This is a genomic window from Paenibacillus chitinolyticus, assembly GCF_045038035.1.
Classification (GTDB): domain Bacteria; phylum Bacillota; class Bacilli; order Paenibacillales; family NBRC-103111; genus Paenibacillus_F; species Paenibacillus_F chitinolyticus_A.
The window spans coordinates 5,043,324-5,060,037 of the sequence record NZ_CP173427.1; the positions used below are offsets into that span (position 1 = coordinate 5,043,324).

A 16,714-nucleotide genomic window follows, 5' to 3' on the forward strand; every position below is an offset into this window, starting at 1 on the left:
CGGTCCGCGTTGGCAGTATTCCCGTTCTAAATAGTCAAAACTCCCTCAGGCCGGCGAGTTTATCAGCAACATCGTCAGCGGGGAGCATATGGGTATTCTTTTCTATTGTAATACACCGTAGCGTCAGTTTAAAGGGAGCTGAATCCGGAAGCTTGTCCCCTCACCAACTTCGCTTTCCACGTGAATAAGGCCGCCATGGTTTTTGATGATGCGGTAGCAAACGGAAAGCCCCAGGCCGGTCCCGTCTTCTTTCGTCGTAAAAAACGGATCGAACAGTTTTGAAAGCGTTTTCTGATCCATCCCTCTGCCGTTGTCTTCTATGTAAATCCATACTTGATGATCCACTTTAATCGTCCGGATGCGAATAAGCCCATGCTCTTTCTGACCGTCGGACATCACTTCTATGGCATTTTTAACAATGTTGAGCAGCACCTGCTTGATCTGCTTCACGTCCACCCATACGTATAAATTCGGGTCGGATTCGCTTAACTGGATATCGCAGCCTTTTAACAAAGCCTCGCTCTCGAACAGCAGCACGACTTCCTTAATAAGCGAGGCGATCTGGATTTTCTGCTTCACCGGAGCCGTTGGCTTGGACGAATTCAGAAATTCAAAAATGATATCGTTGGCGCGGTCGATTTCACTTAAAATAATATCGGCGTAATCCTGCTTGCCCAGACGAAGCAGTTCAGGCTGCAAAAGCTGAATAAACCCGCGGATCGAGGTAAGCGGATTACGGATTTCGTGAGCGATGGAAGCCGCGATCTTCCCCAGCATGGCCAGCTTGTCGTTATAATAGACGGATTGCTCGATCCGCTTGAAGTCGGTCACGTCCTTGACGGAAATGAGAATGTCCCCGTCCAGCTCCTCATCGTACTTGGCCGTCACCAGAAAGTGCTGGCCCTTCTCGTCCAGAACTTCCTGAAAGGGCAGCCGGTACACGAACATCTCGCGGTGAAGCTTGATCAGAAGTTTACGCATGCCTCTCGAAAGCTTCCTCAGCCTGACCAGCTCGTAGAACGTGCGTCCGATCATGCTTTTGCGGGGCAGTCCCAGGAACTGGCCGAGCTTTACGTTGGCGAACGAAAGAAAGCCTTCCTGGTCGAATAACGCTATCCCGCTGTCCATATGCTGGAGCACATTCTCATACTTGCTGTTGGACGACTGGTAGGAAGAGTCCTGCATCAATCTGCCGGTAAAGCGTCTTGACGGTTCCTTGCCGGCCTGCTCGGATTGAGACGTGCAAATGGATATCGCTTCACTAAGTATTTGGAACGATTGCTGATAAAACAGCACAGCATCTTCAGGTCTGGCAGAGCCGGTTAACTCCCGCATGCATCTATCATGCAGAAGAGTCACCTCTTCCGGCAGCATAGAGGAGATAAGCGGCTTGAGGGTGCTGGAATATGAGCGGGCTTCCTCCGGTCCGCTTTGCATCAATACTTGCAAAACTTGCAGATACATCGTTCGGATATCCGGCATGTGACTCCTCCTAGATTATGCGTGGGGTTGTGTACCCGGCACGACGACACTTTTCGTCAAAAATCAAGGTTTTTTCGTCATTTTCTTACATTTTCTCGTGAATTTGCTATTTATCGGAATCTCACTCATTGTAACATAGGAAGGTTAAAATTACGATACGATTTGGAGCGTGAAAAGAGGAAAATGTAAGAGCACGCCTTAAAAACGGCAGCACCTGCCGCTGCCGAAATTACGGTCCCGTCTGGATGTACGAGCTAAATAACCCCGCGGTCGGCGGGGTTATCTTTTCTTATTCGAGCCTGTTTGCAGATGGCCGGCTTATTCGTTCAAGCGTTGAACGGGCAACCGCTCAGCCGATGTTATAATAAACCGGGCCCTCTTTGAATGGGATTCGGAAAGAATGTCCGCCCTTCCAGGAATCGCGGTCGTCCCTGTCGTCGTTCTTCTCCTGATTCTTGTCTTTCTTTTCTTTTTCTATCTGCTTCTCGCGTTCTTTCTCCCGTGCTTTTCTTTCTCTTTCTTCTTTTTCTTTCTGCGCTTCCTGTTTCCTCTTCAGCTCTTCCTGAGCGCGCTTGTACTCCCGCTCCACCTTCTGACGAAGCCATTCTTCCCGTGCGTTGTCCGCGTTGCCGCTGCCGGTATAGGTATTCTCCTTCTTCGGGGTCGGTGTAGGCATCGGCGTCGATTTGGTTCCAGAGGCTTTGCCGGCCGTATTCGACTCGTTCCCCGCCGAATTGTTGGCAGGCGTAGGCGTCGGTGTAGGGACAGGCGTACCAGTGGAATCCGGCTGATTCTTTTCTCCCTCATTAGGAAGAGCCACGTTATCCTTGTTCCAGGAGCCTTCCTTTTCCATGGCGAGCCAATTTGTAAGGTTATCTTTGTTGATGGGCTGTGTGCGGTTATACAGCTTCCCCATGCCGCCCATTTGCTTGGCCAGTGTGTAAATGGACATCTCACGCAGCTGATCGAGGCTGATTTCGGTCCCCATACTCTTCGCGTTCAAATAAATCGCGTACTTGCCCGTGGACAGCTGATGCGTACCCGCTTCCTGCCGCAGTTCAGGCGGCGCCGCGAAAGCCGCGACCGCATATTTGCTCAGGTCGGCATGGTTCGCGATCAGATGGTCCGTTACCTGCTTCTCCATTTTGTCGGCCAGCAGAACGTCGCTCACCTTGCGCTGGTTGCCTACAACCGTACTCGAAATAATAATATCCCCTTCGCCTTTGGCGAGCGGGCCTTGATCAAGCCAATCCAAAATAACGGAAGCGGCCTGGGTCAGAGGCTTGCCTTCCACATGAAGCGCCTTGGCCATCTGTGCGCCGTCCTGATTGAGCCCTCTGATCTCCCGTACGATCTCCTCATCGTCGAGCGCAAGCTCTACGCTCGGGTTAACGTCCATCGTCACATACGCCGCCACTTTTACCTGGCTGCCCATGTTCAACAAGCCGCCGATGAAGACAAAACAAATAATCGCGGCGGCCGTAAGCCCGGATGTCAGCACCAAAATCTGAGAACGCCCGAATCCCCGTGTCGATTTGTAACGGATTTCTTGTCCGACTTGGCAGTTTCGCCCTTTCTTAGAAATGCGCTCGAAACGCCCCTCCTCCGTCATGACAATAATGCTGTTTCCCTTCAGCTCCATGACGATGCCTTTACTCATATGCCTCTCTTCTTTCCTGGAAAGTTTGCTTTGATTGCTCTTTAATATGCAGATATTCTTTGAGATATGGATAGGAGCCGGTGTGTATGAGCGCTATGGCAATCAAATACTTTCGGTTTCGTTCCAGCGTTTTGCGGGAGACGCTAACCTTACCCAGAAGTTCCTTAATAGGAAGCTGCTTTTTGCTAAGCAGAAGACGCATCAGTTCGGGGTCTTCGGAGAGGAGCTTGCCGATCCCGAATAGCATGATACGAGAATCTTCGTGCTTGGGAGAGGCATCGACCAAATCGGTAAATTGAATGGAGAAAACGGCAAGATTGCGGTTAAATTCCACAATTTCTCCGCGGCGTTCTTCTATTCCCTTCTGTTTCTCATACTGTTCCAGCGCTTGATGAATCTCGATGGGATTCACGTAATGATCTTCTTCGTCTTCCTGGTCAAACGCACTGTACGGAATCTGTCCTTTGAACCGCTGCTCCTTTCTCAAATAGTCGATCAGTCTGCGGCGCATCACCGTCTCGGCAAAACCGAGAAACGAACGCCCCATGTCGTGGGAGAACTGATTAATGGCTTCGTTAAATGCGGCTAAAGCAATACTAAATTCGTCGTCTCTGGCAGGATCAATATATCTTTTGCAAAAGCGGCTTGCCACCTTGATGACAAACGGCTGGTAATCCGAGATAAACTGATTGCGCAGACGCAGGTCTCCCTGCTGTATTTTCTTCACAACCTCTTCAGGCTGCGGTGCGTTTTTTTGGTGGTGGCTGGACTGACGCTTGCTGCCGAATAACTTCTTAAACAGTACCAGAATCACTGTTCCACCTCACTTATACAATTCGATTTCCAGCAATTTCTTCGGGGGGTCAATCTTTGCTATTATAGCACAAGCTTTAATATCGGCGAAAAAGTTAAGAGATTTCACAGGATTTTCTCAGAAAAAAGAGCCGAATGCCTCTCATTTTCTCAAAAAACGCGGAAAAAGAATAATTATATTCCAGCATAAGGGTATTAATGGTATTATCAGGTAGGAAGGGAGTGACAGAATGATTCATAAAAAATGGCTTGTATCCATCGCTGCCGCAAGTCTGCTCGTTTCGGGCAGTTCCTTCGCCGCGTCAGCAGCCCCCGTACCCGGAGGTGCCGAAAACTGGGCTAAACCATCTGCCGCTAAAATTCAGACTTACAAAGTTGAAGAGAAACTTCTGTACACTAAAGCCGACGTTCAGTGGAGCCGCGAACAGCTCGACAAGTTTCAAAACAGCGACCGCTACAAACAGTTTTTCCCGGCCTTCGATTTGCAGGTCCATGAATCGGTCGACACTCGGGCCAAAATGATCGTCTCCAACCTCCCGGGAGCCAAATTCACCAGGACAAAAGCCGGCTATACCAAGGGAGAAGAGATAAAACTTTCCGTTCTGGACATTTCGGCCTTGGCCCAAGATAGGCCGTATATCTTCTATACGGCCTGGTTAAACTTGCTGGAAGATCATCCTTCCATCTCTCTTAGCTCGATTCAAAGATATTCCCAGCCCGGAGGCAGTCTGAATGACCTGTCAGGTTCCAAAGATCTGCTGTCCAGAAACGGCTTTACAAATGCGGAGCCTTTGGATATAAAATATAATCGTTTGGGCCTGCCGCTCGGTTTTGACGACCTGTTCAAACAATATCCGCACCAGAAAGAACATTCCGCATACAAAGTAAAAAGTTATTCACTTATCGATTCCAAAGACGCCTTAAATGCTTTCAAAACGGAAGCGGCCAAGACGCTGCATGACTCTTTCGACAGCGAAAAAGTTCAATTTGCGGTAACCTTTAATAAACCGATTTCCACGCAAGTTTTAAAAAATTCCGCAGAAAAATATGATTGGTCACTAAATCAAATTTATGCGGCCGGAATCACTGCGAACAAAGAAGAGTACACGATAAGCTGGTTTGACTCCGACATCGAAATCGCTTCCTTGCTCAGACTCCAGCAGGAGGGATTTACCCAATTCAATTTGACCGAGCTGGAAGGCACTGCAACCGTTGAAGGCTTAAATAAACTCAGAATCGATCTGAATCCCGATGTTATAGAAATCGCTCCGCTTGATGAACCGGCTCCGACCGGTATCCATTGGCTGAACCAAAAATTTCTTAACCAATAATTCCTGGCACCTATTAATTAAGCTGTACAAAAGCTAATACTTCCAGCGCATTTGCACGAAACAAAAAAAACGGCCAGAGCACCCTCCGGCCGTTTTTTTATATGAGAAATCATCTATAAATAAGTGCAGTTGCTTTAAGGCTTACGGACTTTGAGGCGTACGGCCTTTAACAAGCTTGCTCCGGCGGCGGCTGAGCACCTGAAGACGTTTTTTGAGCTGGTCTTCCCACGCGCTGTCCCCGAGAGACTTAGCGACCGAAAGCAGATCCAGTCCCATGTCGATCTGATTCTGGACAATTTCCATCGGTTCCTCATCTTCGTGGTTCACGCAGTTCTCATAAATAGCCGGTCCCTGCTTGCCTTCCACGTAATCGATGAAATCAACCTCGGCGGCACCGTCTCCGTGCGCATATTCGGCCAGCAGCTCATACTCGTTTTCTATCAGATGGTGAACCTCGATCCGGTGACAAACCGGACAGAAAAGGATCGGAACATTGTGAATGCTTGTTCGTATATGTTTAAGGGTCCCCTTCGACCCGATCATACTTGCACCGCAGCAAAAACTCATAATACTTCCCTCCCAAGGATCGTCCTGCAGACCTTCCGGGCCTGCGGAAGTGAATTTACGCATGTCGTTTGCATGTGATGCTTTATTTTACAACATTCCTATTCACCGGCACAAAGGAAAATTCCTCTTTTTCTAGCAAAATAGGCCTCGCTCGGCTCCGTTTTTTGACCCGTAACCGCAAGCTTATCCCCTTCGGGGCCAAGCTTTGCCGTGCTTCTAACTCTAACACAGCCCGCATAAATTAAGAGGAACGGGACTTCCGGGAACTGCGCTATCCACGCCGGAGTCCGTTTTACCACCAGATCGGAGGGACGCGCAATGACGATTATTCCCATCATTTCTCGGCAGATTGCTTTTGCCAAATTCGAGGGCCAGACCGGTGAATTCTCGGTCTACTACCATACGGGAAAGGTGGAGAATTACACCGGTTTCGACCTGGAAGACATTCAAGCCCTATGGGACTCGGCGAACCGTTACGATACGCTGATGCGCTTGACGGAATCGCGGCGGTTTCCCCAGACTACTCCTACATGAAGATGACGGACCGGAGATAAAATAAGCGGCAGTAACCGGACAGCGGAAGCGGGACACCCTGCCGTCGCTCCACGCTCCGGCCCTTCCTCCCCTCAAAGATTGGGAGCTTCCTTCCGCTGTGCTACAATAGAACCATCCAAAACGATACGGCATATGCCCGGCAAGGAAGAGAGGAATTTACTCTGCACGGTATCCGTCCCATCCATTCCCCGCTGCTGCAGCCCAAGCTCGGCAGCGTACATCTTATGATTCAGCAGCAGACGGTTCTGTTTGTTTACTGGTCGCTTTCATCCCGCCTGGCTTCCATGATCGCCGAGTATGGAACCGAAGCCGAACAAGGTCTGGTATCCGTCCGCGTAAACGGATATGATGAAGGCTCTGACGAGTCTGTCGTTTATGAGGTCCGAACCATGCCGCCGGCCGAAAATGCCGGTTCCGCCTATATCCGCACGCAAGGCCGGAAGGGTCAATGGCTGGCGGAACTGGGGATGCTGAACGCCAATAACGGCTTTCTTCCTTTATTGAGATCCGCTCCCGTCAGGACGGGTTACGGTTCCGGCGAAAGTGCGTTCCCGGAAAAAAGACGGCATAGCGGGAACAATCCTCTCCCTTTTCCTCTTCTGCCGGTTGATTTTGGCTTCTATTCTACTTACACGATCTATCCGCCGCCCAAACAGGAAGGAGAAAAGCCGTGAGCATATCCCAGCCCGTTCCCGCTCTGCTCGTTTTTCACGCGCATTTGCCTTACGTCTACCGGCCCGACGGCGGTCTCACTTTAGAAGAATATTGGTTTCATGAAGCGATGTGCGACGTCTATTTGCCCTTCGTGGATTGTATGGACCGTCTGCTAAGCGGCAAGGTCTGCTCTCCGGTGACCTTATCCGTAAGCCCCGTGCTTCTGTCTATGTGGGAGAATCCCGATCTTCAGAAACGTACGCGGGAAATATTGAAACGGCGTGTGGAACTGGGCTGCAAAGAAAAAGAACGGCTTGCAGACAAGACCGGGCCGGCCTCCCTTGCCTCTCGCTATGCCGGAAGGTATGCGGACATGCTTGCTTTACTCGATAAGATAGACGGTAAAATGATCCCGCGGCTGCGCCTTTATGCCGACCGCGGCCTGATCCAGCTGATTCCCGCAGCCGCTACCCACCCTTTCCTCCCTTTGTTCAAAACGGAGGAAGCCGCGTTCGCGCAGCTGTACACCGCCGTGACGGAGTTCCGGCGGTATTTCGGCTTCGCCCCCTCCGGGATCTGGCTGCCGGAATGCGGGTACACGCCCAGGCTGGAACCTATCCTGCTTAGGCTGGGGCTGCGCTTTACCATCCTGGAGGCGCCGGACGACCAATCCGGGGCCGGGCAGGGACCGGCCGCTCCCTACGTCACACCGGACGGCCTCCGGGTTTTCACCCGGGATGCGGCCGCCTCGGCTCTCGTGTGGAGCCGGGACAGCGGCTATCCCGGCCACCCCGATTATCGCGAATATTACCGCGATATCGGGTATGAGCTCGGCCGCGGCACTCCGGCCGAGCAAGCTTACATCCGGCCGTATGTGCTGCCGGATGGCACTCCTGCTGCGACAGGCTACAAGTACTGTCGCATAACGGGCGCCGCCGGGGGCGAAGACGGAGACGGCGGCAAAGCCCCGTACGACGCCGACCGCGCCGCGGAGCTGGCCGCCGTGCATGCGAGGCATTTCCTCGCATCACTCGGCGCAGCGGAGCCCCAGGGCAGCGAAGCCGCAACGCGCGGAGCGGCCGGCGTTGATGCCGCTGCCTCCGCAGCCGATTGGGACGCTGCCGTGCCGGCCGCCCAGGCGGCAGCCAGGCTCGTCTCCTCCGTCTCCGCTGACGCCAAACGACAGCCTGCGGAGGCTTTGGCCCCTACGGTCCCTGCGGGAGACGCCGTACGTCAGACGCCAGCCTTTTCAAACGCTCAACTCCACTACGATCGACAAGCTGCCTGCACAGCGCCGGAAGCCGAGCACACCCTCGCCCCCGGCTGTTATGCTGGAGAAAGCGGGGCCTCCCGACCGGCCGCTTCCGCTTCGGAGGCACGTCTCCTGCCGCCCCGGCCGGTTGCCGTCTGCGCCTTCGACTTGGAGCTTTTCGGACACTGGTGGCACGAAGGCCCTCTCTGGCTGGAAACCCTGCTGCGCGAAGGTGACCGTGAACAGCGGCGGCGGTATGCCGCCGGCGGTTCGCACAGCGGCTCTTCACTCCGCAATACGGAGAAGCAGCCCGTATTTCTTACGCCCTCTCTATATGAGGAGCGCTACGCTTTCGACAAAGGCACGGCCCCCGTTCTATCCAGTTGGGGACGGGGAGGCGATGCCAGAGTCTGGCTCAATCCGGCTACAGACTGGATGTATCCGCTTCTGCATGCCGCAGAAGAAGCCATGGCGCTGGCCGCCGCCAGAGCGGCCCGGATAGGCGTCGCAGCGGAAAAAGCTCACCAAGCCCTCGCCGTGGAACATGACGCTATTTCAAGCTCGGATCCTTCTTGCTCCCATTCTCCTGACTCCGGCCTGAATCGGCGCGATCATGGAATTCTTTCGCACACCGCTCTCACCGGTAGAATTTTACGCCAGGCTGCGCGGGAGCTCATGCTCGCCCAAAGCAGCGATTGGGCGTTTATGATCGAATCGGGAGAAATGGCGGGCTATGCCGCCGAAAGATTTCACGAACATAGGAATAACTTCTATCAACTGCTACCGATACTGGATGATATAGATGCGAGACAACCCGCAATTCTTTCGCCCGGGGAGCTAGAGTTGCTCCATAGAATGGAAAGAAGCGCTGCTCTCTTTCCCGATGTTAATTGGAGAGCCTACCTCCCGGGGGATCTTTCCGAAACGCTAGCGGATAAAAAAACATCCCAGGCACCCGCCTTTGCTCCCCCCGGTCCCTTGCACGAAGAGCAAACGGCCGCCGAAGAGCTCGTAACCGGCAAGCCGGCCGCCGGAAGTTCACAGGCAAAACCGCCTGCCGCAGACTGCTCCACCGCTGCTCCGCATACCGACAAAAAAGCCTCCCTCCGCGTTCTCGTGCTGGCCTGGGAATTCCCGCCTCATCTAATAGGAGGGCTGGGGCGAGCGGTCGGAGACCTTACGGCACAACTGGCCCGAGACGGACATATTGTGCATGTGATAACATGCCGCCGGGATGACGAGGCCTCGGACAGTTTTTGGAACGGAGTGCACGTTCATCGCGTGGAAGTGCTGCAAAGCTCCGAATCCCCGGTTTTTCTCGACTGGGTGTTCAGCTTGAACATCGCCATGATTTTACGCGTGGAACGTCTGATGGAGGAAAATCAGGAGCTTCGGTTCGATATCCTCCACGCGCATGACTGGCTGGTATATTACGCCGCCCGTGACTGCCGGCAGGCTCTTCGTCTGCCGCTTGTCGTTACCCTGCACGCGACCGAACACGGCCGCAAGCTGGGCCGGCTGGACGATCCCGTTTCCCGCAAAATTCACGCTGCAGAAAGCAGCCTGGCGAATTTGGCCGACAAACTTATCGTTTGCAGCGATTCGATGGCGGAGGAAGTGACGTCGCTTTTCAACCGTACAAAATCCGGCGTGACGGTCATTCCGAACGGTCTTCCCGCCGCTTCCGATGCGGAAAACAACCGGGAGCCGCATCCGGTTCCGGCATGCTCCGGAGATTCCGGACAGCCGCAGCGCCCGCCGTTTGCAAAGCGCCGGATTCTATTTCTCGGACGCCTCGTCCCCGAGAAGAACATTCCGCTGCTTCTGGCAGCGCTCCCTTACGTCCTGGAGCGGTTCCCGGAAACGGAACTGGTCATTGCCGGAACGGGACCGGAGGCGGCTTCCCTCAGCGGGCTGGCGGCTCCCTACGGCGACCGCGTACGTTTTACGGGCTTCGCCGACGAAGCCGCCAAAGCCGCGCTTTTGGCGGAAGCCGATGTCTGCGCCGTTCCGAGCCTATACGAGCCCTTCGGAATCGTAGCGCTTGAAGCGATGAGAGCGGGCGTCCCTCTCGTCGCTTCGGACACCGGCGGGCTCGCCGGACTTGTCGAAGACGGTGTAGACGGTTTCCGGCTTCCTCCGGCGGATCCCCGGGCTTGGGCCGGGAAGATTTGCCTTCTGCTGGGCGATCCGGAGCTTGCGGCTCTTTTTACGAAGCGCGCCTCTGCTAAATTACGCACATGCTTTAATATGAAGGAAATCGGAGCCGCCACCACGAACGTTTACCAAAGCGCCATAAATTGCCAAGGATCGACAAAAACTTGTTGACCTCTTCTTCTGAAAACGGTAACCTTATGGCGAATAACCTGGATTTACCAGTAACCAGTAAGGAAGTGATTTTTTGCCCAGACATTTCGTTGTCGGTAACGGGAAGTTTCTCATCAATCTGGATGAACACTCTTACATGCGGGATTTGTACTATCCTTATGTAGGGCAGCTGAATCATATCGGCGGGTATCATTGTCGTGTCGGAATTTGGGTGGACGGTGCTTTTTCGTGGTTGGACGCGCCTGAATGGCAGTTTCAGCGTGCTTATGTGGAAGACTCCTTAGTGACCGACGTGAAGGCGACGCATCCCGGCCTCGGGGTTACGCTTCGCATTCAAGACGGCGTGCATCAGCGGGAGGATATTTTTCTGAAGCGGATTCAGATCACCAACCATCACTCGGCGGTGAAGGAAGTGCGGGTATTTTTTAATCAGGATCTCGTCATCAACGAGACGGAGGTCGGCGACACTGCCGCCTATTACCCGGCCAATCACACCGTTTTCCATTATAAAAAAGACAAATACTTCATGTTCAACGGAAGCACGGGAACGGACGGCATTTTTCAGTATACGACCGGGGTCAAGCGCTTTTACAATGCCGAAGGCACGTGGCGCGACGCCGAGGACGGCCATCTGATGGGCAATCCGATCTCGCAAGGCTCGGTCGACAGCACCATTTCGTTCCGGATGTATGTGCCGCCTTCCGGCGATCATACCCTGTACTACTGGCTGAGTGCGGGCCACACGCTTGAGGACGTGAAAAAGCTCGATAAATATGTCAAGGAAAGCCATCCGGGCAAGCTGCTCGACCGCGTTCAGATTTACTGGCAGCGCTGGGTCAACAAGACGGAGCGGTCGTTCGGCGATCTGAGCGGAGAAGTTATCCGCTTGTTCAAGCAGAGCCTGCTCATTGTGCGCACCCAAACCGACGTGAACGGCGCGATTATCGCGGCCAACGATTCGGACATCATGCAGAGCAACCGTGACCATTACAGCTACATGTGGCCTCGCGACGGCGCTCTGGTCGCCTACTCCATGTCCATGGCCGGCCATCAAGCGATGATGGAGCCGTTCTACCGCTTCTGCGCCAACGTGATTTCTCCCGAGGGGTATTTGCACCACAAGTACAACCCGGACGGAACCGTCGGATCGAGCTGGCATCCTTATGTGCACAACGGCGGCGAGCAGCTGCCGATTCAGGAAGACGAGACGGCGCTCGTGCTGTTCGCTCTCTGGCAGGACTATAAGAAGCACGGCAATCTGGAGCTGGTACAGTCCCTCTACCGCGATCTGATCCGCAAGGCCGCACGCTTCATGTCCACTTATATCGACCAGGAACTGAGCCTGCCTAAGCCGAGCTACGATCTGTGGGAAGAACGATACGGCATCTATACGTTTACCGCTTCCGCGGTTTACGGAGGACTGATCGCCGCCGCTAACTTCTGCAACCTGTTCGGCGATGAGGAACGCAGCAGCCGCTACCGCCATACGGCCGAGAAAATCAAAAACGGCATCCTCACTCACCTCTGGGATGAGAAAGAAGGCCGTTTCGCCCGCGGTTTGTACCAAAAGGACGGAACCTGGGTCCGCGATATGACGTTGGAAAGCTCGGTCTACGGCATATTCGAGTTCGGCGTTCTGCCGGCGGACGACGACCGCGTGGTACGCACCATGCAGGCCAACAAGAACGGCCTGTCCATCAAGACCCCTGTCGGCGGCGTAGCCCGCTATCATCACGATTATTATTTCCAGCGGTCGCAGGATGTGGACCAAGTGCCGGGCAATCCCTGGATCATCTGTACGCTATGGATCGCCGAATGGGAAATCGAATGCGCCAAGACGCTTGAGGACCTGGAGACACCGCGGCAGACGCTGGAATGGGTCGTAAACCATCAGATGGAGAGCGGCATTCTTCCCGAGCAGCTCGATCCGTATAACGGCGATCCTGTGTCCGTGGCCCCTCTCACCTGGTCGCACGCCACCTTTGTTCTCGCCGTCGTCAAATATTTAAGCAAATATGAACAGATTGCGGGAAAATAACCCCGCCTGCTTCCGACAAAAAACCGCAAGCCGTCCGAATCGGCCTGCGGTTTTTTTCATGTCCGGTAAACCCGCTCCGGCCGCCCGACCACTCCGTATGACAAGTCCGCGGCCAGGTCTCCGGTCGAAACGAGATACTCGAGGTAACGCCGTGCCGTCGTCCGGCTGACGCCGATCACCTTGGCAGCCTGCTCCGCCGTCATGCCGGCGGGCTCCTGCGAGATAGCCGCCACCACCTTGTCCAGCGTGAGCTTGTCGATGCCTTTGGGCAGATAGGAGATGCCCGGCGCTTCGCGGCTCTCCCCGCCCTTCATCAGGCGGTCGATCTGGTCCTGGGAAAGCTGTCCGTTCTCGGCCTGAAGCCGGTCCAGCTTTCTCCGGTATTCACGGTACTTTTCAAGCGAATCCCGCATCCGTTCGAACACAAGCGGCTTGATCATAAAATCGAAAGCGCCGCTGCGGATCGCATCCCGAACCGCTTCGACCTCTTTGGCTGCCGTAATCATGATGACATCGATTTTGGGATGATGCGCCTTCATATAGCGGAGCAGCTCCAACCCGCTGGAATCCGGGAAATAAATATCGAGCAGAACCAGCTCCGGCTCCAATATTTCCAGCTGCTCCTTCGCCAGCTGGATATCCGCGGCTATTCCCCGGACATCGAAACCCGGAATTTTGCTTATAAACCGCCGGTGAATTTCGGCAATTCTCAAGTCATCCTCGACAATGACCACATCGATGGCCTTATCGCTTGTTCGGTTGTCCGTCACGCTCGTTTGCCTCCTTTGCAGCCGGTTTTCGGGATCACCACGGTAAATAACGTTCCCGCTTGGAACTCGCTTTTGTAGGAAATAAAACCGCCCAACTGCTGGACCGCCTGACGAACAAGCACAAGACCGATCCCCCGGTTTTGCCCGGATTTCGTTGAGAAGCCGTTCTCGAAAATACAGTTTTCCCAGTAATCCGGAATCCCGACTCCATTGTCCTCGCATTCGATAATCAAATCGTCGCCGAGATCCGTCAGAAAAAGGGAAACCGCCCGGTCCTCCTGTCGTCCGGTCGCATGAACGGCCTCCATGGCGTTATCCAGCAAATTACCCAGAATGGTAACCAGGTGATTTCTTTCTACCGCAGGAGGGACATCTCTGAACGAGCTTTCCGGATCAAGGCGAAGCTCGACTTTAAGCTCCTGGGCCCGGTTGAATTTACCGATCAGGAGCCCTCCTACAATCGGATCGGGCACCTCGCGCATGATAAACTGGACCAGGCTCTGATGCACATTGGATTCGAGGTTGATCATATCGATCGCTTCCTGATAAGATTCCAGTTGAATCAAGCCCGAAATGACGTAGAGCTTGTTGGAAAACTCATGCGTCTGGGCCCTGAGCGCTTCCGCATACCGCTTCACCTGGGAAAGCTCGTCCGCAAGCCGGAACAGCTCCGTTTTGCTCCGGAAGCTGGACACCGCCCCGATTACCGCTCCTCCCGGCCCGAAAATGGGAATACGGTTCACGACCGTTTCCTGATCGCCGATGATCATCTGCCGGTCGAACTCCGCTCGGCCTGTCTCCAGCACATCCGTCAGCCGGGAAAACGGCAAAATCTCGTTCACGTGACAGCCGATAAGGTGCGACGGTTCTTCCGCGCCGATCAGACTTAACGCGGCGGGATTCACCATCGTGATCCTGCCCTTGCCATCCACGGCAATGACTCCTTCCCGGATCGATTCCAGTATCGCTTCCTTCTGCAAATACATCTCGCCGATTTCCTCCGGCTCCAGCCCGAGATTGGCTTTCTTTACTCTCCGGGCGATATAGATGGCGCCGAGACAGCCAAGGACAAGCGCCGCGGCCGCGGCCAGAAGAACCTTCCTTCCGTACGAATCGACAACATTGTCGATATCCTCCATAAGGAAGCCTACGGACACCACGCCGATGACTTCCCCGGAATCGCTGCGGATAGGCACTTTTCCCCGGATGGAGTACCCCATGGAGCCGACCGCTTCCGAAACGATCGAACGTCCCTCCAGAACTTCGTCGTTGTCTCCGCCGACCATTTCCTTCCCGATCCGGTCCGGAAGCGGGTGTGAATACCGGATTCCCTCCCGGTTGCCGACAACGACGTATTCCGCACCTGTTTTAACCCGGATCTGTTCGGCCAGGGGCTGAATCGCGTCAGAAGGATTCTTGTCATCCATCGCCTCGCGGATGATGGGATTTAACGCCGCCGTCTCGGCGACGGTTAACGCTTTCAATCCGATCTGATCCTGAATATTATCCGTTAAAATATACTGAAAGAATGCACCCAAAGCGACGACAAGCCCGCACAAAAGAGAACAGATCACCAGAATCATTTTGGTTTGCAGACGCATCGGCCGCCTCCTTCCGTTGAAGCGAAAATACCCTCCCGTTAAAAAGGGATGGGTATTTGTTAGAAAATGTAACAGAATTGTACGACCGCGCAACCGGAAGATAACCCGGACCGGCCTCTATCCTTCTTCGTTGACAAGCACGCGTCTGCCTCTTTTTTTGAGGATAAAAGGAATCAGGAGCCACAAAACCGCGATGCCGAGAAACACGGCTGACAGAGGTTTTTGTATGAAGATCATAAAATCTCCGTTCGTCGCTGTCAAGGCTCTGCGCATATTGTTCTCGATCATCGGACCCAGCACCAGTCCAAGCACGAGCGGTGCCAGCGGAAAATCGTTCTTCGCCAGAAAATATCCGGCAACCCCGCATCCGAGAAGGAGAAGAAGATCAAAGACGGTAACCTGCACGGCATACACCCCGAAAACCGAAATCGCCACAATGATCGGAATGAGGTACTTGGGCGGTGTCTCGATAATTTTGGCGAACACCTTAACCAGCGGCATGTTCAGAAGAAGCAGCATCAGATTTCCGATAAACATACTGGCGATGAGCCCCCACGCTACCTGGGGATGTTCTTCGAACAAAAGCGGACCCGGCTGGATGTTGTACATGATGAGCGCCCCCATCAGGATCGCGGTTGTTCCGGAGCCCGGGATGCCCAGCGTAAGCAGAGGAATCATGGCTCCGCCCGAAGCGGCGTTGTTCGCCGATTCCGGAGCGGCTACGCCTTCGATGGCTCCCTTTCCGAACTTGCCGGGATTTTTGCTGATTTTCTTTTCCATGATGTAGGAGAAGAAGGAAGCCAGCGTCGCGCCCGCTCCCGGCAGGATGCCGATGAAAAAGCCGAGCAAGGAGCCGCGGGCAATCGGCGCTGCGCTGTCTTTCAAATCCTGCCGGGTCGGAAGAATCCGCTTGAATTTGATGATGGCCCCCTCGTTCGATTCCTTCTCCAGAATCGTCTTGAACACCTCGCCCAGAGCGAACAGCCCGACGGCGACGGTCAAAAACTCCAGCCCCTGGTAGAGAACCGGAACGTCGTACGTAAAACGTGCGACCCCCGATACGGAGTCGATGCCGATGGTCGCGAGCAGGAGGCCGAACACGGTCATGATCATCGCTTTCGTCATCGATTTGCCCGCCAGCCCGCTGACCGCGGCCAGACCGAGCAGCATCAGCGAGAAATACTCCGCGGGCCCGAAGGATATCGCAAGCTCCGATAGCGGCTCCGCGAGGAAGATAAGGCCGATCAGCGAGATCAGCCCGGCCACAAACGAGCCGATGGCCGCGATGGACAAAGCCGAACCGGCGCGTCCCTGCTTGGCCAGCTGATAGCCGTCCAGCGTCGTCACGACCGACGACGATTCTCCCGGCGTGTTCAGCAGAATGGAGGTAGTGGAGCCGCCGTACATGGCCCCGTAATAAACACCGGCGAGCAGAATGATCGAGGAGATGGCGGCTTCCTCCGGAGCCAGCCCTCCCGTGAGCGAAGAAGTGACCGGTATCAGCAGCGCTACTCCGCTCATGGGGCCGATTCCCGGGAGGACACCGACCGCCGTGCCGATCAGGACCCCGAAGAAAGCGAATACGAGGTTATGCCACTGCAGCGCGACGCTAAACCCGTTGAATAAATACGTAAGTGTGTCCATGAAGACAATCTCTCCCCCT

The 16,714-nt window shown here is 54.4% G+C and carries 12 protein-coding genes; 5 read left to right on the plus strand and 7 right to left on the minus strand.

The annotated features are described in order from the left end of the window. Window positions 1–123 precede the first annotated feature (123 nt). The 3 genes from ACI48J_RS22690 to sigI all read right to left on the minus strand — a co-directional run bounded on the left by ACI48J_RS22690 (window position 124) and on the right by sigI (window position 3,956). A complete protein-coding gene (locus ACI48J_RS22690; RefSeq protein WP_405080346.1) occupies window positions 124–1,482 on the minus strand; it encodes an ATP-binding protein in 1,359 nt (452 codons plus the stop codon). Between the two features lie 349 nt (window positions 1,483–1,831). Continuing rightward, window positions 1,832–3,142 carry an anti-sigma factor domain-containing protein gene (locus tag ACI48J_RS22695; protein ID WP_405080347.1) on the minus strand — a complete coding sequence of 437 codons (1,311 nt, stop codon included), beginning with the start codon at window positions 3,140–3,142 and terminating at the stop codon, window positions 1,832–1,834. Continuing rightward, the gene (gene sigI / locus ACI48J_RS22700) at window positions 3,135–3,956 is read right to left on the minus strand and encodes an RNA polymerase sigma factor SigI (protein ID WP_009672036.1); all 822 of its coding nucleotides are present in this window, start codon (window positions 3,954–3,956) and stop codon (window positions 3,135–3,137) included. The genes ACI48J_RS22695 and sigI overlap by 8 nt, the downstream gene beginning before the upstream one ends. A gap of 229 nt (window positions 3,957–4,185) precedes the next feature. Here sigI and ACI48J_RS22705 point away from each other — a divergent pair, with 229 nt between their 5' ends. Continuing rightward, window positions 4,186–5,286, plus strand: coding sequence for a hypothetical protein (locus tag ACI48J_RS22705; RefSeq protein ID WP_405080348.1), 1,101 nt, complete (start codon window positions 4,186–4,188; stop codon window positions 5,284–5,286). Between the two features lie 141 nt (window positions 5,287–5,427). Here the strand turns inward: ACI48J_RS22705 and ACI48J_RS22710 are convergent, their stop codons facing one another. Further along, the gene (locus ACI48J_RS22710; protein WP_009672238.1) at window positions 5,428–5,853 is read right to left on the minus strand and encodes a hypothetical protein; all 426 of its coding nucleotides are present in this window, start codon (window positions 5,851–5,853) and stop codon (window positions 5,428–5,430) included. A 318-nt stretch (window positions 5,854–6,171) separates the two neighbouring features. On the opposite strand from ACI48J_RS22710, the gene ACI48J_RS22715 reads away from it, so the two are divergent. From ACI48J_RS22715 to ACI48J_RS22730, 4 genes are all read left to right on the plus strand, one after another. Further along, complete coding sequence (locus tag ACI48J_RS22715) at window positions 6,172–6,387, plus strand: hypothetical protein (RefSeq protein ID WP_326053924.1); 216 nt, start codon at window positions 6,172–6,174, stop codon at window positions 6,385–6,387. Between the two features lie 245 nt (window positions 6,388–6,632). After that, window positions 6,633–7,082, plus strand: a complete 450-nt coding sequence (locus tag ACI48J_RS22720) for a DUF4912 domain-containing protein (RefSeq protein WP_405080349.1) — start codon at window positions 6,633–6,635, stop codon at window positions 7,080–7,082. Beyond that, on the plus strand, window positions 7,079–10,642 hold the full coding sequence (locus ACI48J_RS22725) for a 1,4-alpha-glucan branching protein domain-containing protein (RefSeq protein ID WP_405080350.1): 3,564 nt from the start codon (window positions 7,079–7,081) through the stop codon (window positions 10,640–10,642). Before ACI48J_RS22720 ends, ACI48J_RS22725 begins: the two co-directional genes overlap by 4 nt. A gap of 73 nt (window positions 10,643–10,715) precedes the next feature. Further along, a complete protein-coding gene (locus ACI48J_RS22730) occupies window positions 10,716–12,680 on the plus strand; it encodes a glycoside hydrolase family 15 protein (protein WP_405080351.1) in 1,965 nt (654 codons plus the stop codon). Window positions 12,681–12,736: 56 nt separating this feature from the next. Here the strand turns inward: ACI48J_RS22730 and ACI48J_RS22735 are convergent, their stop codons facing one another. The 3 genes from ACI48J_RS22735 to ACI48J_RS22745 form a co-directional block, all read right to left on the minus strand. Beyond that, window positions 12,737–13,450 carry a DUF977 family protein gene (locus tag ACI48J_RS22735; protein WP_326053933.1) on the minus strand — a complete coding sequence of 238 codons (714 nt, stop codon included), beginning with the start codon at window positions 13,448–13,450 and terminating at the stop codon, window positions 12,737–12,739. Beyond that, on the minus strand, window positions 13,447–15,051 hold the full coding sequence (locus ACI48J_RS22740; protein WP_405080352.1) for an ATP-binding protein: 1,605 nt from the start codon (window positions 15,049–15,051) through the stop codon (window positions 13,447–13,449). Before ACI48J_RS22740 ends, ACI48J_RS22735 begins: the two co-directional genes overlap by 4 nt. Window positions 15,052–15,168: 117 nt before the next feature. After that, the gene (locus ACI48J_RS22745; RefSeq protein ID WP_405080353.1) at window positions 15,169–16,695 is read right to left on the minus strand and encodes a tripartite tricarboxylate transporter permease; all 1,527 of its coding nucleotides are present in this window, start codon (window positions 16,693–16,695) and stop codon (window positions 15,169–15,171) included. Between the last annotated feature and the right edge of the window lie 19 nt (window positions 16,696–16,714).

Excerpts from the sequence above, each read along its gene's own strand:
- ACI48J_RS22745 (WP_405080353.1), bottom strand. The coding sequence starts at position 16,695 with ATGGACACACTTACGTATTTATTCAACGGGTTTAGCGTCGCGCTGCAG.
- ACI48J_RS22690 (WP_405080346.1), bottom strand. The coding sequence starts at position 1,482 with ATGCCGGATATCCGAACGATGTATCTGCAAGTTTTGCAAGTATTGATG.
- ACI48J_RS22740 (WP_405080352.1), bottom strand. The coding sequence starts at position 15,051 with ATGCGTCTGCAAACCAAAATGATTCTGGTGATCTGTTCTCTTTTGTGC.
- ACI48J_RS22710 (WP_009672238.1), bottom strand. The coding sequence starts at position 5,853 with ATGAGTTTTTGCTGCGGTGCAAGTATGATCGGGTCGAAGGGGACCCTT.
- ACI48J_RS22705 (WP_405080348.1), top strand. The coding sequence starts at position 4,186 with ATGATTCATAAAAAATGGCTTGTATCCATCGCTGCCGCAAGTCTGCTC.
- ACI48J_RS22715 (WP_326053924.1), top strand. The coding sequence starts at position 6,172 with ATGACGATTATTCCCATCATTTCTCGGCAGATTGCTTTTGCCAAATTC.
- ACI48J_RS22720 (WP_405080349.1), top strand. The coding sequence starts at position 6,633 with ATGATTCAGCAGCAGACGGTTCTGTTTGTTTACTGGTCGCTTTCATCC.
- ACI48J_RS22695 (WP_405080347.1), bottom strand. The coding sequence starts at position 3,142 with ATGAGTAAAGGCATCGTCATGGAGCTGAAGGGAAACAGCATTATTGTC.